The sequence below is a fragment of the Priestia sp. TRN 1309 genome (assembly GCF_050846875.1).
Taxonomy (GTDB): domain Bacteria; phylum Bacillota; class Bacilli; order Bacillales; family Bacillaceae_H; genus Priestia; species Priestia zanthoxyli.
Genome location: NZ_JBOZGM010000004.1, coordinates 154,663 through 173,949, shown reverse-complemented (window position 1 = coordinate 173,949; position 19,287 = coordinate 154,663). Strand labels below are relative to the sequence as shown.

The window sequence follows — 19,287 nt, the reverse complement described above, 5'->3', positions numbered from 1 at the left end:
AAATGCGGTGAGTGACAAACAAAAAGAAGCCACCTTGCAAATTACGGGTATGACATGCGCAGCGTGTTCTAACCGGATTGAAAAAGGGTTAAAAAAAATAGAAGGTGTAAAAGAAGCAAACGTGAATTTGGCTTTGGAAAGATCTACTATCATATTTGATCCGTCTAAAACAAGTCCACAGGCCTTTGAAGAAAAAATCGAAAAGCTTGGGTACGGAGTTGTAAGTGAAAAAGCCGAATTTGCTATTACGGGCATGACGTGCGCCGCTTGTTCGACTCGTATTGAAAAAGGGTTAAACAAATTAGAAGGCGTGACAAAGGCAAGTGTTAACCTTGCTTTAGAAACGGCTTCTGTTGAATACAGCCCTTCTCAAATAGATCCGCAAGACATAACGCAGCGAGTTGAAAAGCTTGGATACGGAGCCAAGCTAAAGTCAGAAGAAAAAGAAGAAGAGCAAAGCTACAGAGAAAAAGAACTGAGTAAACAAAAAGGAAAGTTTTGGTTTTCATTTATTTTAAGCGTACCGTTATTATGGGCAATGGTTAGTCATTTTACGTTTACGTCGTTTATTCCTTTGCCTCATATGCTGATGAATCCATGGGTTCAGCTCGCTTTAGCTACGCCTGTTCAATTCGTCGTAGGTAAGCAATTTTATATAGGTGCATTTAAAGCTCTTCGTAACAAAAGTGCCAACATGGATGTTTTAGTAGCACTAGGTACAAGCGCAGCTTATTTCTATAGTTTATACTCTTCTCTTAAATCGCTTGGCTCATCTGCTCATACTACTCAGCTTTACTATGAAACGAGTGCTATATTAATTACGCTGATTCTTTTAGGGAAATTATTTGAAGCCAATGCCAAAGGCCGTTCTTCAGAAGCAATTAAAAAGATGATGGGTTTACAAGCTAAAACGGCCGTTGTAGTAAGAGACGGAGCGGAAATTGAAATTCCAGTGGAAGAAGTGCAAAAAGGCGAAGTTATTTTTATTAAACCCGGTGAAAAAGTACCTGTAGACGGAGAGATTATTGAAGGACAATCGGCTTTAGATGAGTCCATGCTGACAGGGGAAAGCGTACCGGTAGATAAAAGCATTGGAGATAAAGTAATTGGAGCCACACTCAATAAAAATGGTTTTCTAAAAATAAAAGCTACAAACGTTGGAAAAGAGACGGCGCTTGCGCAAATTATTAAAGTAGTAGAAGAAGCGCAGGGGTCTAAAGCCCCTATTCAGAGATTAGCTGATTATATTTCAGGTATATTCGTGCCAATTGTGGTTGGAATTGCTCTTCTTACGTTCTTTGTCTGGTACATTTGGATTGTGCCTGGCGAATTTGCACCGGCTTTAGAAAAGCTTATCGCCGTATTAGTGATCGCATGTCCATGCGCATTAGGTTTAGCTACTCCAACTTCCATTATGGCGGGGTCGGGCCGCGCAGCAGAATTTGGTATTTTGTTTAAAGGCGGCGAGCATTTAGAAGCGACGCATAAAATCGATACGATTCTTTTAGATAAAACGGGAACTGTTACAAATGGAACGCCTGAGCTAACCGATGTACGTATTGCACAGGGCTACGAAGAAAATGAGCTATTACAGTTAGTTGCATCAGCTGAGCGTTTATCGGAGCATCCTCTAGCTCAAGCACTCGTAGCAGGTATAAAAAATAAAGGTATAGAAATTCAAGATCCGTTATCTTTTGAAGCGATTCCAGGGCATGGAGTAAGGGCAACTGTACAAGAACGAGAGCTGTTAGTAGGAACAAGAAAGCTTATGAACCAACATAAAGTGAATATTGATGCAGCTTTAGAAGAAATGACAAATTTAGAACGAGAAGGAAAAACGGCCATGCTCGTTGCTCTTGACGGAAAATATGCCGGCATGCTTGCTGTTGCAGACACTATTAAAGAGACTTCTAAAGAAGCAGTTTCTAGGTTAAAAGAGATGGGCTTAGAAGTGATGATGATTACCGGAGATAATCGTCAAACAGCTCAGGCTATTGCGATGCAAGCGGGTATTGAGCACGTTATAGCAGAAGTGTTGCCAGAAGGCAAAGCAGAAGAAGTGAAAAAGCTTCAGCAGCAAGGTAAAAAAGTCGCAATGGTAGGAGACGGTATTAACGATGCTCCTGCACTTGCGTTAGCTGATATTGGAATGGCCATCGGAACAGGAACGGATGTAGCGATGGAAGCCGCTGATATTACGCTGATGCGAGGAGACTTGATGAGCATTGCAGATGCGATTGAAATGAGTAGAAAAACGATTTCTAATATCAAGCAAAATCTATTCTGGGCGATGGGTTATAACACGCTCGGTATTCCAATTGCAGCAGTTGGGCTGTTAGCTCCTTGGGTTGCTGGTGCCGCGATGGCTTTTAGTTCCGTATCGGTTGTATTAAATGCACTGCGATTGCAGAGAGTGAGGCTATAAGGTATGAAAAAGTGGATCATCTCAGCTATTTTGTACGTGCTTGCCGTTATAGCAGTATATGCTGTGTGGGAAATATAAACTAAAAAATATTGGAGTCATCGAGCCACTCTCGGTGAAAGTGATCCAAAAGCAAAGCTGCTAAAGAATATTCTTTAGCAGCTTTGTCAGGTGCAAGGAATTTTTTTGATTCAATTCATACCCTTTAAGATGAAGGTCTTCTGGATGCTTTTGCTGAGCAATTAACACATCACGTCCATCATCCATAATCCAAATGAAATAATGACGGCTAGAACCATCTCCATAGGTAATGGTCATTTTGCAATCGATGCTCCCAGCAGATTCTTCATCTAAGAGAAGTTTCATGCGCTCAGCCTTTTTTATACTATTGGTGAATGTATTCATATCTTGTTCATCGATAAACGTTTTGAGTGTTTTCATTTTAATGGACGTTACTTCTATCTTTTGTACGCTAGGTGAGAGCGTGGACTGTGCGGAAGCAAAGGGGGCTCCCATCACCAAGCTAACTACAAGTAAGAGTGAGGATAGAGCAAAGCGTATTTTTAGCATGTTTCTTTCCTCCTTTTATTTTTATACTTTTTCCTAGTGGTAAGTGTTTCATACGAAGGCCTTTTTTAGGCACAGGAAATTTTCGTACCTAATTACCTTCATCTTCACAAAATCTGCACAAAGTCTGGCTACAATAAAGAAAAGAAGAAGAGTATGCAAAGATAAGTTGTTTCTAAGGATTAAAGGATTTTTATTTTAAAATTTATTAGGTGGAAAAGAGGGACTGTTATGAAAAAACAGCTATTTATTCTTGGTGCATCTGTCATTATTGGACTAAGCGGATGCGGAAACGATTCTAGTCACGAAAAGCCTTCAGCTGACAAAAATGAATCCATGCACGATCACTCAGAGATGAATCACTCTAGTTCAGGAGAGGTTCCAAAAGGATTAAAGCAAGCTGAAAATCCAACATATAAAGTTGGAGATAAAGCCATTATGAAAGCTGATCATATGAAAGGCATGAACGGGGCTGAAGCAACGATTGTTGGTGCTTACGATACTACGGCCTATACCGTTTCGTATACGCCAAAGACTGGCGGGGAAAAAGTAAAAAATCATAAGTGGGTTATTCAAGAAGAAATAAAAGGTGCGGGTAACGAGCAGTTAAAGCCAGGCAGCGAAGTGACGCTTGAAGCAGATCATATGAAAGGTATGAAAGGGGCAAAAGCAACGATTGATTCAGCCGAAAAAACAACGGTATATATGGTAGACTACACGCCGACTACAGGCGGAGAGAAAGTGAAAAATCATAAGTGGGTAACGGAAGATGAGCTTTCAGCAAAATAGACTGTTAGCGAGAAAAAAGGCTGGACAGAAGTATTTTTGGTGAAAGAAGATCCGAACAATGAATCAAGATTCTTGATTGAGAATCTCGATTCATCGTTCGGATTTTTTATGGGTAGGGTGAGCTTAGGTTTTATGTAGTGTCTTCTAGCTGCGGTATTAAGTAGAATGCTACGGTAATAAAACGAACAAACTACTGATGAAAGGAGCTAGCTATGAGTGAACATACAGTAAAGCGAACAGGACGCACACGATGGTTCATTTCATCTTTGTTAAGCAGTATGATTATTTTAAACTATTTTGATCGTGTAGCGGTGTCAGTGGCCGCTCCTGCAATACAAGATGCATTTCACTTAACGGGAACAGAGCTTGGAATTGTCTTTTCCATTTATACGTATTCTTATACGATCATGCAAATACCTGCGGGAAGCTTGCTTGATCGGTTCGGAGTAGCATGGGTGACAAGAGTCGGTATGGTGATTTGGAGTTTATTAACGATGTCGATGGCTTTTTTGCAAGGAAAACTTCTTCTCTATATTGTCCGATTTTTAATAGGAATAATGAGTGCTTCTGCATTTCCGGCAGCATCAAAAGCTACGTCGCTATGGTTTCCTCCAAATGAAAGAAGCTTACCAAATTCTTTGTTTGATTCAGCGGCCAAATTTTCAAATGTACTTGGCGCGCCTCTTGTAGCATTTCTCATCACCAAATTTGATTGGCGCACAGCATTTTTATCCATTGGAATTATAAACGTGCTGTTTACGCTGCTGTTTTGGTTTTATTACGAAAAGCCAGAAAAGCATAGACGCATATCAGATGATGAGTTGAAGTATATTCAAGAAAATAATCTAAATGCAAACGATGAGCAAACATCAAAATTTTTACATACCTTGAAAGTATTATTTACGAATCGAAAAGTTTGGGGGCTAATGATTGGGTTTACAGGCTATGGATATACGTTTAATTTACTGTTAACGTGGCTGCCAACTTTTTTAAAAGAAAAATACGGTATGGATATCATGTCATCGGGCCTGCTTACGGCAGTACCTTGGCTAATTGCTACATTTGCTGGCATTTTAGTAGGCGGGTGGCTTGTTGATTACCTCATAAAAAAAGGTTATGACAGTCAAAAAGTATATCGCACCATCATTGTTATAGGATTATGCTTAGGGTTTGTTTTTTTAGGCTCTATTTTCACTAATAGTGTCGTCTTAGCGATGATTTGTATCTCGATTGGACTGGCAGGTATATCTGCAACCGCACCAATCGGCTGGTCTATTTCTGCAGAGATTGCACCTGCAGGCTCTATTTCCCTTCTTAGTTCTATTGTTAATTTAGCTAATAATTTGTTTGGAGGAATTATAGCTACAGCTTTAACAGGGTACCTTTTAGATAAAACAGGTTCTTTTAACCTAAGCTTTATGGTAGCGGGAATTGTATTGTTGCTAGGCTTAATTTTTTATATTTATGTGCTGGGAGATATTAAACAAATTAAAATTCCAAAAAACCAACGTACGAAGTAAAACCTCATGACTCGTTATGGGGTTTTACTTTTGATTATAAATAACGACCTTGCTTGTGCGTTTAGCGATGTGAGAAACGCTATTAAGAAGGGAAATAAGGTGAATTTGTTTGTTTAAAACATATGATAGAGACTTATTTTAAAACAGAATTGTTAGTATAGCATGTTCTTAAAAAGGTTAAGATGGTTTTTATGAAGAAACCTTGTGTCTAGTTTTGTTATTTCAGCAGAAGTAGATACGAACCGCACTATAAAAAAATAGAAAGGCAGAGGAACATGAATCATAAAGAAAGTGAAAGCAATACTGAGTTAAATCAAAGTCATTTGTTAAAGGAGCCTCAGCGCATAGAATTATCTAAGTATCAAATTTTAAAGGCACTAATACCTGTTATTATACTTGGGCTTGTCGTTTTGGTTGCCGTATTACAAAACGATGGTCTTCTTAATTGGATCTAGGCATGTAAAAGGGGTCCGTAACGTACAAACAGACGTCGCAATCAGTAGAAATAATGGATTGCAACTTAGGCATGCAACAAAAAAACTGCATAGAGTGTAATTCAAATCGCTTGGATACAGTAGAGGGAAAGAGGGAGATATATGCCAAGAGTAACCGTTTTAGGATACGGAAGTTTTGAAGTGGCAAAAGGAAAAAAGCTTGTCTTGGCACTTGAAGACAACGGTACAAATATTCTTCATCGGTGCGGCGGGAAAGCTAAATGCACGACTTGCAGGGTAGAAGTGCTCGAAGGTGAATATTGTGATTTAACACACGTGGAGAAAAATGCATACTCAGAAAGTTCAATTGAAGATCATTTGCGCTTATCGTGCCAAATTCGTGTAAATGAAGATGTCACCGTTCGGCCAATACTAACGGTAGAAAGCTCAGGACGAGAAGCAGGACCTCGACCCGCAGAGTAGTCATGTAATTGCAAAAAGCAGCGTGTGGAATGTTTACATGCTGCTTTTTGTATGTTTACTTAAAAAAATAACAAGAACAGCTACGGGGAGTAGCAGCTGTTCTTGTTCAAGTAAAATACCTACGGAATGATTCCTTTAAATTTTAGCATTCTGTAAGGCGGGCAGTAAATCACTCAAAAGAGTGATTATAAAGGCTTTTTTCGAACGGTTATCTGCAAATAGATTTAATTGGATTCTTCAATCACATCTCCACTTTTGTAAATATGATACCAGCCTATGGTACCTGATCCCCCTTGATCCATCCAGTCTTTATTTTTTGCTACGAATCTATAGTAAGCTTTATCGTTGTTATCTTTCCGTAAGCGGTCGTCTGTACTGAAGACAATGTTGTCACCGAGTTCTTTTTTACCGAATGCAATAGCCGTGCTGACAGGAAATTGCTTTCTTTCTACCTTGTTCTCATCTAAAGCTGCCCATGTTAAGGGGCCAACAATACCATCTGGAGACAAGCGGTGATCGGTTTGAAATTCTTTTACTACAGTTTGCGTTCGCGTACCGAAAATGCCATCAACTGATGTGTTATACTTCACATCCTTTAAGCTTTGCTGTAAGTCTCTTACGTAGCTAGAGTGGGAACCTTTACGAAGCGTAGGCCTCGTTTCTGCTTTAGCTTCAATTTTTTGTGAGTAGGCATCTTTAGTAGCTGCTTCAGTAGTTGGAGTGCCGAATGCTACGCATGTTGTTGCAAGCGTAAGAGTAGAAAGCATGACAAGTGTTTTTTTCGTTAACATGAAATAACCTCCTTGTTTTTAGCAACTATTTGTCGCTTTTCATGAGCTTTATAACTAATTAGTAGCTATAAAGTCAACTTATTATAGCGCAGCCAGTTTTCTATTTGTTTTTATATTCCTATGATTATATAAGATAGTCATAAAAAACTAGTGAAGTAGATAAATCGTTCTATGTTTTCACTATAATTTCATTTTTCTCTGATACAGTACGGAAGGGAAAAAACAGTAGGTTTAAGCGTCTTGTGTACTTGGAGTATGTCTTGCTCTATAACGCTCATAATAAACGAATGAAAAGACTGCAAAGGGAATTTGGATCTCTTTGCAGTCTCTTCATGTTCAAAAGCTCTGCGTTCAACTGATAACCAGAAAGGAAAGTATTTATGTCTACTTTGTATGCTCAGCACATAAGGAACCTTTTTTCGAAAATAAAGTCCAATAAATCATCACGGAAACAAATTTTTCTCTACATATTAGGGATTTGCTGTTTGTGTATAGCGCTCATTGTAACAAACCACAATTATTCTCTTTATAAAAAACCAATAGCTGAGGTAGTGAAGACGAATGTTGTAGAAAAAAACAAATCTGCTGATTTAAATCATAACAAAGATACCGTATACTCTCAGGAAATTGTTGCTAAAATAATGAACGGAAAATATAAAGGAAGGCTTATCCATTTAGAGAATACGTACTCATATTCAGGTGCTTATGATCAAAAGTATACTGTCGGAACAGATCTTTTTGTCTCCTTAGAAAAGAATTCACAGCATGCTCTAAATGGAACGATTGAAGGAGTGAAGCGGGACAAGCAGGTTACCGCTGTCGCTGGTTTATTTATATTAATTTTGCTGGCTATTGGAAGAAAACAAGGTTTTTATTCAATCATTAGCTTATTTATTAATATTGTTCTTTTAATCGGGGCCCTCAATGTATATTTAGCACTAGGAAATGTGAGCTTGCTAGCTGTATGTATGGTAGCTGTCGTTCTTTTTACGGTTATTTCTTTGTTATTAGTAAGCGGTAATAAAGAAAAAACGCATGTAGCGATTATTTCAACTTTAATAGGTACATTTGTTTCTCTTTTAATCGCGTATGGTGTCATGCAACTGACAGATTCTAATGGCCTTCATTATGAAGGAATGGAGTTTGTAACGATTCCTCCTCAAAAAATATTTATGAGTGAGGTATTAATAGGATCTTTAGGAGCTGTTATGGATGTAGCGATTACGATTACTTCTTCTGTCTATGAACTATATGAAAAAAATAAAGAGATTGCGCGCAAAGATTTACTGAAATCAGGCAAAGAAATTGGCGGAGACATCATGGGAGCTATGACGAATATTTTATTTTTTTCATATATAAGCGGAACAATCCCAATGGTTCTTCTTTATTTAAAGAATGGCTCTCCTCTAGGATATACGTTTTCGATGAATTTCTCCTTGGAGTTAATCCGTGCTCTTACTGGCAGCGTTGGCATTGTTTTAACGATTCCCATTACACTCTATCTTTCGATTCTTTTTATTTTTAGAAAGGGGAACAGAAAGTGAACGTTTTACTATTGCTTGCTCTTATTTTATTTATTCTAATGAGTATTGTGGGCGGAAAAAAAGGAATCCGGTCTTTCCTTGCGCTGTTCTTGAATTTTGGCGTTATTTTTCTCACCATTCTCTTTATGCTGTCTATAAAAAATACGATTGTTGTTACGTTAATCGCTTGTACAATCATTAGCTGCATTAATTTATTTTATATTAATAAATTCAATCGTAAAACGCTTGCTGCGTTTGTTTCAACGATTATTACCTTAGCTGTTTTAGTACTCTTTATTTTTATTATTGAACATCATGCAATGATTCAAGGATTTGGAGAAGAACAGGAAGAAGAAATTAACGCTTTTTCACTTTATGTTGGAATTGACTTTGCTAAAATAGCCATTTGTACAATTATTATGGGTGCCATAGGAGCGATCATTGATATTTCGCTATCTATTTCGTCTTCTATGAATGAATTATTTGTTCATGATCCGTCCGTAACTAAAAAGAATCTCTTCAATTCTGGTTTGAAAATCGGAAGAGATATTTTGGGCACCACAACCAATACACTGTATTTTGCCTTTGTAGGCGGATATTTGACATTAATTATCTGGTTTAAGAGATTGTCGTATTCGTTTGGAGACATTATCAATTCAAAAACTTTTTGTGCGGAAGTCATTTCTATTTTAAGCGGAGGCATTGGTGTAGCCATTATTATTCCGATTACCTCTTGGATTAGTGCCTCTATTTTCTTACAAAAAAGAGAAAAAGGGAAGCAGTACAAGGAAATAAAGTAGAGAAGCGTATGGACAAATAAAAACAGAAAGTCATAAGAAACTGCCCCTCCAATGGTTAACCATTGGAGGGGCAGTTCAAATTAACCTCGGCCTATTTGTGGGATTTTGAGAGGAAACTAGGTGGAGGATGGGAGTTGTAATAGCATTAAGGATTACAATCTGTTTTTCTTACTGATAGATAATACGAAAAGGCCAAGAAGCAGAATTTACAGGAGAAGCAGCTTTTACAAGGACCGTCTCACCATTAGCTGGAAGCAGATTCTTAAAAGCATAAATTCTACGTTCACCTCTTGGAGATCCACGTCCTCGAGAGGTCTTTTGAGGTATAATATTTCGTTCATTTTTTGGGTCAAGTATCCAGTGTACGTACCAAATCTGACGTAAAAATTGTCTATTTGTACTTTGTGGACGTTCATCAAATATACAGTGATTCACTTGGCCTGTCCAATATAGATATCGCCCGTTTCCTATATGCCATTCATCTTCTGACCGATATCTGATTCCTACACATTCACCGGGATAGATAATATCAGGGATGTTGTAATGACTTTCTCTTTGACAGCTAGGGTCACTATATTGTGTATAAGGTGTGACTTCTACCTTTTCCAATTGATTTTTTCTAAAATACAAATATTGCTGCGTGACTTGCCCTGTCGTTCGATTTACGGCTCGGTGACTTAGAAGAATACCATTATAGGTCTGTAACTTTGTGTTATCGATGCTTATTGTAACCGTTAAGGTACCGGCATTTGAGCTTATGACGCCGCCTACTAATCTTCCATTATGAACACAGTACCCGTTTCTGCAAGAGGCACCGGCATTAGCTCGATATAGAACTCCTACGCATGTCCCGCTATTAATTAAAGTCAATTATATTCACCTCGCATTCCAACTTGTTTTATAGAAATAGCTTTCGAAAGTGCTTTTCGGTTGAAACTCTTTCTATAAATCATCCGGGCCGTATCGATAGGAAGGCTGTGTTTGAATAAAGTAGCCATTTCGCACTTGAGCTATCCAGTTTTGAAATATTTCTCTCCATTCAACACGGTTAAAAAACTCATCAAGCGGCTTTGAAGAATCCCATTCAATGATAAAGAACGGAACTACTGATGGATTCCATACGCCTATACTATTGACACCTGATTCTTTGATAAGAAGTAAAGGCAGGCCTCGTTGGTAACCCATGCTTGGCTCTATTTGTAAAAACGGAGCACCTTCCCATGATGGTGGTGGAGGTGTACCGCCGGGAATATTCGTCATGGTATAATTGGCGAAGACTTGCTGCATATTCACCGCAATCAATCCATAGCTAGAGAGTATCATTCGGCGAACGCTTGTAATCGTTTTATTAGGATATTGCTCCGTATCAGGCAGTGTACGAGGGAAAAGAAGAGCACGTTCAATTTCATCAATTAAACGATTAAGAAATCTTGTTTGAGTAGCATTAAGCATAGAAGGGTGGCTGAGGAATACAGGAATTTTATAAGCTCTATCGGCTGTATTTTTTAAAGGGATTTTAGGGGCAGCAGAGGGGGATACTTTATCGTCTCTAAGAGAGTAAGGCTTGTCTACATAATATTTACCATCTTGCGGATTATAATAGGAATAATGTTTTTTAATCGTAATCATCCTTTCTTATTTTTCTCTATATTTTATTCAGATAGACAAAATAAGTATGTATGTTTGTCCAAGGACATTAGGAGCATTTTTACGAGAAAACATACCTATAGTATCGTATGCTAGATTTGACTTAAATTAGTAGGGGAAAATAATTTCTTAAATCCAATCCTTAAACAACTACTAAATCACTTTTAGTTCACTAAAAAATTGTAAATCAGTTAGAAATCAATTATAGTAATGAAGCATTAATACATAAGCCCATTATTATACATCGGCTGAAAGGGAGTAGGAGGTGTTCATTAATGAGTACAAAATCTATAGATAGTATTGAAAAGGCAGCTCAAATCTTAAAATTATTGGGAGATAAAACAAGGCTTTCGATGGTGAAATTAATAGAGAACAATGAATGCTGTGTGTGTGAATTCGTAGATATCTATCAAGCTAGCCAACCTTCAATTAGTCAACATTTGCGAAAATTAAGAGATGCTGAGCTTGTGAAGGAAAGAAGAAAAGGGCAATGGGTTTTTTATTCTCTTAATAAGGAAAGCCAGTACTATAAATTTGTTCTGGGTATACTTGAATCTGTACCAAGTCAGGACGAACGTTTAAAAGAGCTAGAAAAACAAGGACTGCGTATTAGTTGTTGTGAATAATTGGAGGTTTAAACAGTGGCATCGGTTGTACTAGCATCATTGATTTTTTTAGTAACACTAATTTTTGTCATTTGGCAGCCGAAGAATTTATCAATCGGCTGGTCGGCTTGTGGGGGAGCTATCCTTGCTTTACTGGCAGGTGTTGTTGATTTTCAAGACGTTCTTGAGGTAACCAGCATTGTGTGGAATGCGACTCTTACGTTTATTGCTATTATTATTATTTCTTTAATTTTAGATGAAATTGGTTTCTTTGAATGGGCAGCGCTTCACATGGCTAGAGCTGCAGGAGGGAACGGCGTGCGTATGTTTGTTTACGTGTCTCTTCTTGGAGCCGTTGTAGCAGCGCTATTTGCTAATGACGGAGCAGCTTTGATTTTAACACCCATTGTTTTAGCCATGGTTCGGGCATTAAAGTTCGACGATAAAATGGTTTTTCCGTTTATTATCGCAAGTGGATTTATTGCGGATACAACTTCGCTGCCGCTTGTTGTTAGTAACTTAGTGAATATCGTATCAGCCGACTTCTTTGGCATTAGCTTTTCTGAATTTGCATCACGCATGATTGTTCCAGATTTGGTTTCTCTGTTTGCAAGTATTATGGTCTTGTATCTGTATTTCCGCAAAAGAATTCCTAAGAAATACAATGTAGCAGATTTGCAGAAGCCAGTGGATGCCATCAAAGATGAAAAGATGTTCCGGCTATCTGGAATTGTCTTAGTTTTGCTAGTGCTAGGCTATTTAATTGGAGAATTCTTTAGCGTCCCCGTTTCGATCATCGCAGGTATTATTGCTATTCTGTTTTTGATGATGGCAAAAAAAAGCCGAGCGGTTCATACAAAAAAAGTGCTAAAGGGAGCTCCATGGGCGATTGTCTTTTTCTCTATCGGCATGTATGTCGTTGTATACGGCTTGCGTAATGCTGGTTTAACAGAAATTCTGGCTGATGTGATCCAAGCAACGGCTAGTCATGGACTGTTTGCGGCAACAATTGGCATGGGATTCACTGCCGCTATTCTTTCATCAATTATGAACAATATGCCAACCGTTATGATTGATGCACTAGCAATCGATGCAACACACGCAGCTGGCACAATCAAGGAAGCGCTCGTTTATGCAAACGTCATTGGATCGGATTTAGGTCCGAAAATTACCCCGATTGGTTCTTTAGCAACGCTTTTATGGCTTCATGTTCTCTCAACAAAAGGCGTGAAAATTTCCTGGGGAACGTATCTTAAAACGGGTATTATTTTAACGATTCCGACATTGTTTATTACGCTTGTTGGTTTGTATATTTGGCTATTAATTATTTCATAACATGTCCTAAAAGAGATGTGTTTCAGTCAATAGGATAATCGCTGTTATTAGAAAATTTTAGATGTGTATCGAAGCTGTAGAAAATAATCTACAGCTTTTTTATTGAAAAAGTATAACGGACACTGACACGCTTTTAAAATGGGATATGTATTTCTCATTGAAACTACTTTTCTCCCCATTCATACTCCAACAGCTCTTTCTATGATAAAATAATAAAACTGAATAAGTTTCACATGGAAATTTGAAATGTAAGGTGATTAAATACATGAAGTTAATTATTGCAGAAAAGCCGGATCAAGGATCGACGCTCGCTTCACAGTTCAAGCCGAAGCGTCACGACGGCTATTTAGAGATTCCACCGAATGAAGTGTTTACAGACGGAGCATATGTAACGTGGGCAGTGGGGCATTTATGTCAGCTTGTGAGCCCGGAAGATTATAAGCCGGAGTGGAAAAAGTGGTCAATTGACACGCTGCCGATGATTCCAGACCGTTTTCAATATGAAGTGACGCGCTCAAAAGCAAAGCAGTTTCAAGTGGTAAAAAAATTGCTTAAAAAGCCGACGGTCACAGAAATTATACATGCGGGAGATGCGGGGCGCGAAGGAGAATTAATCGTTCGTAATATCATTCAGCTGTCAGGTGTGCATAAGCCGATGAAGCGATTGTGGATTTCTTCGTTAACGCCAAAAGCCATTTATGAGGGGTTTCAACAGTTAAAAGACGAAAGCGACACGCGCAACCTTTATTATGAAGCCTATACAAGAGCATGCGCGGATTGGGTCGTTGGGATGAATGCTTCACGCGTGTATAGTATCTTATTGAAAAAGCATGGCATGTCAGATGTTTTTTCAGCAGGGCGCGTGCAGACACCAACGCTTGCTTTAATTGTAAAGCGTGAAAAGGAAATTGATAATTTTAAATCAGAGCCTTTTTGGGAAGTGCTTGCTAAGTTTGATATTGAAGGAAAGAAGTATGAAGGCAAATGGCATCAAGACGGAGAGTCGCGTCTTAAAGAAAAAGAAATGGCGTATAAAATTGCTCAGTTTTGCGAAGGCAAAGACGCGGAAGTTCATGAACTCGTAACGGAGCGAAAAGAGTTCCAGCCGCCTTTGTTATTTAACCTATCGTCACTTCAAGCAACGGCGAATAAAGCGTTTAAGTTTTCACCTAAAAAGACGCTTGATGTGCTGCAAGGGCTGTACCAGAAAGGAATTGTTTCTTATCCACGATCAGACTCAAACTACGTAACAGAAGGCGAAGCGGAAACGTTTCCTGAGATTTTAGAAAAGCTGAGCGCTTTTTCTGAATATGAACATTTATTTCCGCTTCCTTACCCTTCGATTCTAGGAAATAAACGCTACGTAAATGCAAAAAAAGTGAGCGATCACTATGCGATCATCCCAACGGAACAAGTGAAGGACCCGAGCAAACTGTCAGGAGACGAACAGAAAATTTATGACTTAGTCGTAAGACGGCTAATTGCAGCACACTACGAAAAAGCGATTTTCGACTACACAACGATTACGACACTTGTGGAAAAGCGAGCAGCTTTTATTTCAAAAGGAAAGCAGCAAATTCAAGAAGGCTGGCGCAAGGTAATTTTTCAAAATGAGAAAGACGACGATGTCATTCTTCCGAATGTTCAAGAAGGGGAAGAAGGTAAAGTTATGAAGGTAGACGTAAAAGAAGGCAAAACACAGCCTCCAAAACGCTACACCGAAGGTCAGTTGATTACACTGATGAAGACAGCGGGTAAGCATTTAGATAACGATGAGCTGGAGAAAATTCTAGCAAAGTCAGAAGGCTTAGGAACAGAAGCAACGCGTGCTGGAATCATTACAATGCTTAAAGATCGTAAATATATTGATGTGAAAAAAAACCAAGTGTTTGCGACTGATAAAGGAAAGGTATTGATTGACGCGATTGGAGATAAAATTTTAGCTTCACCAGAAATGACGGCTAAGTGGGAGCAGCGTCTAGCTGAAATTGGAGAAGGAGCAGCATCGGCCGCTGCCTTTATGGAACAAACAAAGAAACTGTCAGCTAAAATTATTGAAGACGCTGTCGAAGCAGAAAGCAAGTGGAACTTCAGTGGATATGACACTGAATCCATTCAGCGAAAAGGCAAGGGAAAAGGTAAAAGCTTTTCTTCTAAATCGTTTGGTTCATGTAAGCTTTGCGACGGAAAAGTAGTCGATAAAGGTTCATTTTACGGATGCTCAAACTATGCAAAAACAAAATGTACATTTACCGTATCGAAAAAGATTTTAGGTAAAACAGTCACGCAGGCTAATTTAAAAAAACTGTTAAGCGAAGGGCAGACAGACTTGATTGAAGGCTTTAAAAAAGGTGATAAGACTTTTAACGCTAAGTTAGAATGGAAAGAAAACAAAGTGCAGTTTTTATTTGAAAAATAGAGAAATAAAAAGCGCTTGCTAAAGATAAAGAGCAGGCGCTTTTTGTATGTAAAAACAGGATTTCTCCAGCCTTTCTAGAATTTCCTACATAGCTTATTTATGTAAAGGATGAGATTAATGAAACGAACGAGTAAAGGGATGATTCCGTTTTGGGATTATATTGGCATTGAAGAAACGCTGCTTGAAAAAGGATATGCAGAGTTGAAAATTACGATTCAACCGCAGCTTCTGCAAGGAAGAGGAACGGTTCATGGAGGCGTTATTGCCACGCTTATCGACGCGGCTGTTGGTTCGGCTGTGCGTTCTTCTCTTTCTGAGGAGGAAAGTGCCAGTACAGTTGAGTTAAAAGTAAATTACACAAGGCCGGGTATAGGCGAATATTTAGTTGCAAAGTCTACATTGTCTCACCGCGGCAAAACGCTTGCTGTTGGAGAAGTGAAAATTGAAGACAGCAGCGGCAAGCTTGTTGCGCTTGGCAGTGCAACATATATGATTTTTTTAGCAAAAAAAGCTTAGGATTCTAAGCTTTTTCTGCTGAATTCAGCTGCTGACTAATACATGCAATAATTGTTTTATAGTAAGCTTTGGGATGGGGAGCAAATTCACTTTTATATGCTGTACGGTGAATTGGCTCTTTTTCATTTGTTATCCCTTCAATGATCAGTTCTGTTTGATTTCCAAGCCACAGTTCGCAAAAGTGAGAAAAAGGCGCTTTTACAAGGCCTGATACTTCTTCTTGCTGCAACGTAAACGCACTAAGAGGGTGAGAGCTGTAGTATAAAAATACATGTGCAAATTCTTTATCAACATAGTGCGGCTGAGATACTTCGTATTTAAAGACATCTAAAGGAAGCAATTCATCAAATGAAATGTTGACGCCGAGCTCTTCGTGAATTTCTCTTACACCGTCCTCAGCGGTTTCTGTATGAAGCAAATGTCCGGCAGCTGTGATATCGAGTGCACCGGGGTAATCTTGCTTTTGCTCGCTGCGAATTTGGAAATAAATATAGTCTATATCATTTTCGCGGCTGACAAACCAGCAGTGAAACGCTTCGTGCCAATAGCCTTTTTCATGAACTTCTTTGCGAGACGCTGTTCCTATGCGCTGCTGTTGGTTGTTAAATATGGTTAACACTTCATCGTTCATCATAAGTCCCCCAATTTGTTTCCTACTTCTTTCTACTCTAACCTGCCGTGAAAGGTATGTAAATAATGGAAGATGAAAATCTGCTTTGATACATACAAATATGCACAAAATAAAAGATACATCAATTTTAGTAAAGAAGGTGCATGCGTTGAATCATTGGATGGAAGTAGTACTTCGTTCGGTGCTGATTTTACTTGGCTTGTTTTTTATTACAAAGCTGTTAGGAAAAAAACAGTTATCCAAACTTTCTTTTTTTGAATATATCGTTGGCATTACGATTGGAGATATTGCGGGAACCATTTCAATGGACGTAGATTTACAGGCAAGTCATGGGGTAGTCGCGATTTTAGTGTGGGCATCGTTTCTTATTTTTGTCTCAAACGTATCGTTAAAAAGTATTAGCTTTCGAAAAGCGGTGGAAGGGACGACGACGATCCTCATTAAAGAAGGAAAAATTCTTGAGGAAAATGTAAAAAAAGAAAAATATACCGTAGATGAGCTCATGGAACAGCTTCGGAAAAAAGACATCTTTTATGTGGAAGACGTAGCTTTTGCCATGCTCGAAACAAACGGCGAATTAAGCGTGCTGTTAAAAAAAGAAAAGCAGAACGTTACGCGTGAAGATTTAGTACTGAAAGAAGAACATACAAGATTACCTCAAACGATTATCATGGATGGAAATATAATGAAAGAAGCGGTTCATGAGCTGGGGTATAGCGTAGCGTGGGTTAAAGAACAGCTCAAAGAGAAAGGTGCTGCAGTCGACAAAGTATTTTTAGGGCAAGCAGACTCAGCGGGTCATCTCTATCTTGATTATTATGAAGACTGAGGCTAGGACAAACGTATTTTAGCCCAAGTGAAAAACGAACCACTAATCAACATGTTGAATAGTGGTTCGTTTTTTTGTGATGGTACATATCGTTTTATCTGTTTCGTTCCCTCTAGCAGTTGATTGGAGGGCAAGGTAAAGGCTCCTGCGGAAAAAGCGGATCAGGTGAGACTCCGCAGGAGCGCAAGCGACGAGGAGGCTCAGCGGCCGCCCGCGGAAAGCGAAGCCTTACACGGAAATCAACTGCGGTGTCACAAGCAGTCCAGCTCATGTATCTCATTTGTTCGTCTTTAGGCTGGATTCACTTCGTTATATCTCAACCTCAGCGAGGATCTACTTCTTCCCCGGATTTTATGTCGATTACTTTAAGGTTATTTTGAGGTGCTTTAATATCTTTACTTGCAGGCGCTGCTTTTTTATTTTCTACCCAGTCTACTAACAAATCAAAAGATTGATGAGCATATGGGAGCAGGGGCTGAAGCTCTTGATTTGGATCCGTTTGTTTATTCCACACTAAGCTATCAACGTGATTTCCGTTTTTCACAGTATAAAGGCGATGAAGATTTGCCTTGCCAGCTTTTTTAACGAGTTTTTCATAGCCTTCGGCGTGAATAGACGGGAAGATAAGTGAATCGAGAGAGCCAGTCATACTGATAAGAGGCACATCGATATCGCCCGTATTTTCTACTTTTGCTACATTTTCTTTTACGCTTTTTGGACGGGTTTGATAGCGATAGTTTTCAAAGATGTAGTCCCATGAACGGTCGCGCAGGCCTGATGAAGTAAAGTTTAAATAGTTGTGCCAGTTTGTTCTTCCTGGAGCTGTCGGATCAAAGTGGTCACGGTAAATGTTTAAAGTGACCGCCCAGTACACTTGATCATGATAACTCCACAGTTTTTCTGATCCTTTCGGAAGGCCGGCTTTATACATTTGTTTAATAGCTTTTTTCTGCTCTTTTCCCGTTCCGTACAGCGCTTCTTCTGCGTTGTTTACAACCGGTGTTAGTGAGCTGATTAAATTTGGCGCTTTTGCACTCCACAATACGCCTTCCCAATCGACGCCTCCATCAAATAAACGAGGCTCTTTGGTTTGTTTTGGATCGTCGTGTTCAAGTGCATATCTGACAACGTATCCGCCGTTTGAAATGCCAATTGCATACGTGGGTACTTTATGATCGTTGCGAATCAAATCGCTTGCAGGGTTTTTTCGATTAGCCGGATTGATTAGTTTGTCTGAGTAATGAGTAGTCAAGTATTGCTGAGCTGCTTTTGTCATTTGACGATAGCGCATATTCCATTCTGCTACGCTGTCGTCTTCATTAGCAAGCGCATTTTTTACTTTAGCAAAAGGATCGGTAGGATCACTTTCTCCTTGTGTTCCTTTATCAATTGCAGCAAACGCATAGCCTTTTTTAAGAACGTAATCGCTGAATAATAAATCGGTGGACGTTTCGTTGCGCGTAGCAGGAATGCCGGCTACCACAAGTTTTCCATTCCAGTTATCAGGAACCCGGATGACGAACTGAGCGTCTTCAAAAATTCCATTTACTTGCGTTCCTTTAACCGCAGCGGGCTGATTGATTCGATACCAGCCTGATTCATTTTCAGCTTTTCCCCAGTTATAAGGAGTAAGCCCGATGTTTCCATAGAGCGTAGCCTGCTGATATTGAGCCGGGTTTTTAGTCGTCAGCCAGTTCCCGTTCGCTCCGTCAAAATAGGTTTCTGCTGATTGATCAGCATTTGGAATGACATCTGTTTTGTTAGCAGCTTCAGCAAGAGATCCTGAAGCGGAAAAACAAAGAGCAGCAGAAAAAGTAAGCGCTATCATTTTTCGTTTCACGTTTCTTCCTCCTCATGAAAATACTCATACCTTTTAAGTAAATTCCATAAAAAAGAAAAATGTCCTGTTTTAAAATTAATTTAGAAGAAAGTTTTTGCGTTTGTTTCTAAGCTGTTTTTGTCTGACAAATAGGTAA

Annotated in this window: 18 protein-coding genes; 12 read left to right on the top strand and 6 right to left on the bottom strand. The window is 39.0% G+C overall.

Features of this window, described 5'->3' with window-relative positions; translation table 11 throughout:
• The first annotated feature begins 7 nt into the window (after positions 1–7).
• Positions 8–2,425 (top strand): heavy metal translocating P-type ATPase, encoded by a 2,418-nt coding sequence (locus ACRPLQ_RS17140; protein ID WP_049164168.1) that lies wholly within the window; start codon positions 8–10, stop codon positions 2,423–2,425.
• 138 nt (positions 2,426–2,563) lie between these two features.
• Here ACRPLQ_RS17140 and ACRPLQ_RS17135 read toward each other — a convergent pair whose 3' ends face one another.
• The gene (locus ACRPLQ_RS17135) at positions 2,564–2,992 is read right to left on the bottom strand and encodes a hypothetical protein (RefSeq protein ID WP_028413685.1); all 429 of its coding nucleotides are present in this window, start codon (positions 2,990–2,992) and stop codon (positions 2,564–2,566) included.
• 228 nt (positions 2,993–3,220) lie between these two features.
• On the opposite strand from ACRPLQ_RS17135, the gene ACRPLQ_RS17130 reads away from it, so the two are divergent.
• From ACRPLQ_RS17130 to ACRPLQ_RS17120, 3 genes are all read left to right on the top strand, one after another.
• On the top strand, positions 3,221–3,778 hold the full coding sequence (locus ACRPLQ_RS17130; protein ID WP_432236184.1) for a YdhK family protein: 558 nt from the start codon (positions 3,221–3,223) through the stop codon (positions 3,776–3,778).
• A gap of 212 nt (positions 3,779–3,990) precedes the next feature.
• Positions 3,991–5,298: an MFS transporter gene (locus tag ACRPLQ_RS17125; protein WP_034264501.1), complete on the top strand. Its 1,308-nt coding sequence runs from the start codon at positions 3,991–3,993 to the stop codon at positions 5,296–5,298.
• Between the two features lie 596 nt (positions 5,299–5,894).
• A complete protein-coding gene (locus tag ACRPLQ_RS17120; RefSeq protein ID WP_432236183.1) occupies positions 5,895–6,215 on the top strand; it encodes a 2Fe-2S iron-sulfur cluster-binding protein in 321 nt (106 codons plus the stop codon).
• Between the two features lie 224 nt (positions 6,216–6,439).
• Here ACRPLQ_RS17120 and ACRPLQ_RS17115 read toward each other — a convergent pair whose 3' ends face one another.
• Complete coding sequence (locus ACRPLQ_RS17115; protein ID WP_165635867.1) at positions 6,440–7,006, bottom strand: peptidoglycan-binding domain-containing protein; 567 nt, start codon at positions 7,004–7,006, stop codon at positions 6,440–6,442.
• Positions 7,007–7,557: 551 nt separating this feature from the next.
• Between ACRPLQ_RS17115 and ACRPLQ_RS17110 the strand changes: the two genes are divergently transcribed.
• Both ACRPLQ_RS17110 and ACRPLQ_RS17105 read left to right on the top strand, forming a co-directional pair.
• Complete coding sequence (locus tag ACRPLQ_RS17110) at positions 7,558–8,550, top strand: YibE/F family protein (RefSeq protein ID WP_165635868.1); 993 nt, start codon at positions 7,558–7,560, stop codon at positions 8,548–8,550.
• Positions 8,547–9,329: a YibE/F family protein gene (locus tag ACRPLQ_RS17105; RefSeq protein ID WP_165635869.1), complete on the top strand. Its 783-nt coding sequence runs from the start codon at positions 8,547–8,549 to the stop codon at positions 9,327–9,329. The genes ACRPLQ_RS17110 and ACRPLQ_RS17105 overlap by 4 nt, the downstream gene beginning before the upstream one ends.
• 168 nt (positions 9,330–9,497) lie before the next feature.
• Here ACRPLQ_RS17105 and ACRPLQ_RS17100 read toward each other — a convergent pair whose 3' ends face one another.
• On the bottom strand, positions 9,498–10,199 hold the full coding sequence (locus ACRPLQ_RS17100; RefSeq protein WP_165635870.1) for a hypothetical protein: 702 nt from the start codon (positions 10,197–10,199) through the stop codon (positions 9,498–9,500).
• 72 nt (positions 10,200–10,271) lie between these two features.
• A complete protein-coding gene (locus tag ACRPLQ_RS17095; RefSeq protein WP_228307684.1) occupies positions 10,272–10,958 on the bottom strand; it encodes a hypothetical protein in 687 nt (228 codons plus the stop codon).
• Between the two features lie 293 nt (positions 10,959–11,251).
• On the opposite strand from ACRPLQ_RS17095, the gene ACRPLQ_RS17090 reads away from it, so the two are divergent.
• The 4 genes from ACRPLQ_RS17090 (at position 11,252) to ACRPLQ_RS17075 (ending at position 15,851) form a co-directional block, all read left to right on the top strand.
• Complete coding sequence (locus tag ACRPLQ_RS17090; protein ID WP_028413676.1) at positions 11,252–11,602, top strand: ArsR/SmtB family transcription factor; 351 nt, start codon at positions 11,252–11,254, stop codon at positions 11,600–11,602.
• 15 nt (positions 11,603–11,617) lie between these two features.
• Complete coding sequence (locus ACRPLQ_RS17085) at positions 11,618–12,916, top strand: arsenical efflux pump membrane protein ArsB (RefSeq protein WP_033578744.1); 1,299 nt, start codon at positions 11,618–11,620, stop codon at positions 12,914–12,916.
• Positions 12,917–13,181: 265 nt separating this feature from the next.
• Positions 13,182–15,335: a DNA topoisomerase III gene (locus ACRPLQ_RS17080; RefSeq protein WP_367078301.1), complete on the top strand. Its 2,154-nt coding sequence runs from the start codon at positions 13,182–13,184 to the stop codon at positions 15,333–15,335.
• A 117-nt stretch (positions 15,336–15,452) separates the two neighbouring features.
• Positions 15,453–15,851, top strand: a complete 399-nt coding sequence (locus ACRPLQ_RS17075; protein WP_033578746.1) for a PaaI family thioesterase — start codon at positions 15,453–15,455, stop codon at positions 15,849–15,851.
• A 4-nt stretch (positions 15,852–15,855) separates the two neighbouring features.
• Here ACRPLQ_RS17075 and ACRPLQ_RS17070 read toward each other — a convergent pair whose 3' ends face one another.
• On the bottom strand, positions 15,856–16,485 hold the full coding sequence (locus tag ACRPLQ_RS17070; protein ID WP_165635882.1) for an NUDIX hydrolase: 630 nt from the start codon (positions 16,483–16,485) through the stop codon (positions 15,856–15,858).
• A 136-nt stretch (positions 16,486–16,621) separates the two neighbouring features.
• On the opposite strand from ACRPLQ_RS17070, the gene ACRPLQ_RS17065 reads away from it, so the two are divergent.
• Both ACRPLQ_RS17065 and ACRPLQ_RS17060 read left to right on the top strand, forming a co-directional pair.
• Entirely contained in the window at positions 16,622–17,311 is a 690-nt protein-coding gene (locus tag ACRPLQ_RS17065; protein WP_228123063.1) for a DUF421 domain-containing protein, read from the top strand.
• A gap of 119 nt (positions 17,312–17,430) precedes the next feature.
• Entirely contained in the window at positions 17,431–17,691 is a 261-nt protein-coding gene (locus ACRPLQ_RS17060; RefSeq protein ID WP_205689695.1) for a hypothetical protein, read from the top strand.
• Here the strand turns inward: ACRPLQ_RS17060 and ACRPLQ_RS17055 are convergent.
• On the bottom strand, positions 17,634–19,151 hold the full coding sequence (locus tag ACRPLQ_RS17055; RefSeq protein WP_029714861.1) for a peptide chain release factor 2: 1,518 nt from the start codon (positions 19,149–19,151) through the stop codon (positions 17,634–17,636). The two genes, ACRPLQ_RS17060 and ACRPLQ_RS17055, sit on opposite strands and share 58 nt — an antisense overlap.
• Positions 19,152–19,287: the final 136 nt, after the last annotated feature.

Excerpts from the sequence above, each read along its gene's own strand:
- ACRPLQ_RS17135 (WP_028413685.1), bottom strand. The coding sequence starts at position 2,992 with ATGCTAAAAATACGCTTTGCTCTATCCTCACTCTTACTTGTAGTTAGC.
- ACRPLQ_RS17130 (WP_432236184.1), top strand. The coding sequence starts at position 3,221 with ATGAAAAAACAGCTATTTATTCTTGGTGCATCTGTCATTATTGGACTA.
- ACRPLQ_RS17125 (WP_034264501.1), top strand. The coding sequence starts at position 3,991 with ATGAGTGAACATACAGTAAAGCGAACAGGACGCACACGATGGTTCATT.
- ACRPLQ_RS17120 (WP_432236183.1), top strand. The coding sequence starts at position 5,895 with ATGCCAAGAGTAACCGTTTTAGGATACGGAAGTTTTGAAGTGGCAAAA.
- ACRPLQ_RS17115 (WP_165635867.1), bottom strand. The coding sequence starts at position 7,006 with ATGTTAACGAAAAAAACACTTGTCATGCTTTCTACTCTTACGCTTGCA.
- ACRPLQ_RS17095 (WP_228307684.1), bottom strand. The coding sequence starts at position 10,958 with ATGATTACGATTAAAAAACATTATTCCTATTATAATCCGCAAGATGGT.
- ACRPLQ_RS17090 (WP_028413676.1), top strand. The coding sequence starts at position 11,252 with ATGAGTACAAAATCTATAGATAGTATTGAAAAGGCAGCTCAAATCTTA.
- ACRPLQ_RS17080 (WP_367078301.1), top strand. The coding sequence starts at position 13,182 with ATGAAGTTAATTATTGCAGAAAAGCCGGATCAAGGATCGACGCTCGCT.
- ACRPLQ_RS17075 (WP_033578746.1), top strand. The coding sequence starts at position 15,453 with ATGAAACGAACGAGTAAAGGGATGATTCCGTTTTGGGATTATATTGGC.
- ACRPLQ_RS17070 (WP_165635882.1), bottom strand. The coding sequence starts at position 16,485 with ATGATGAACGATGAAGTGTTAACCATATTTAACAACCAACAGCAGCGC.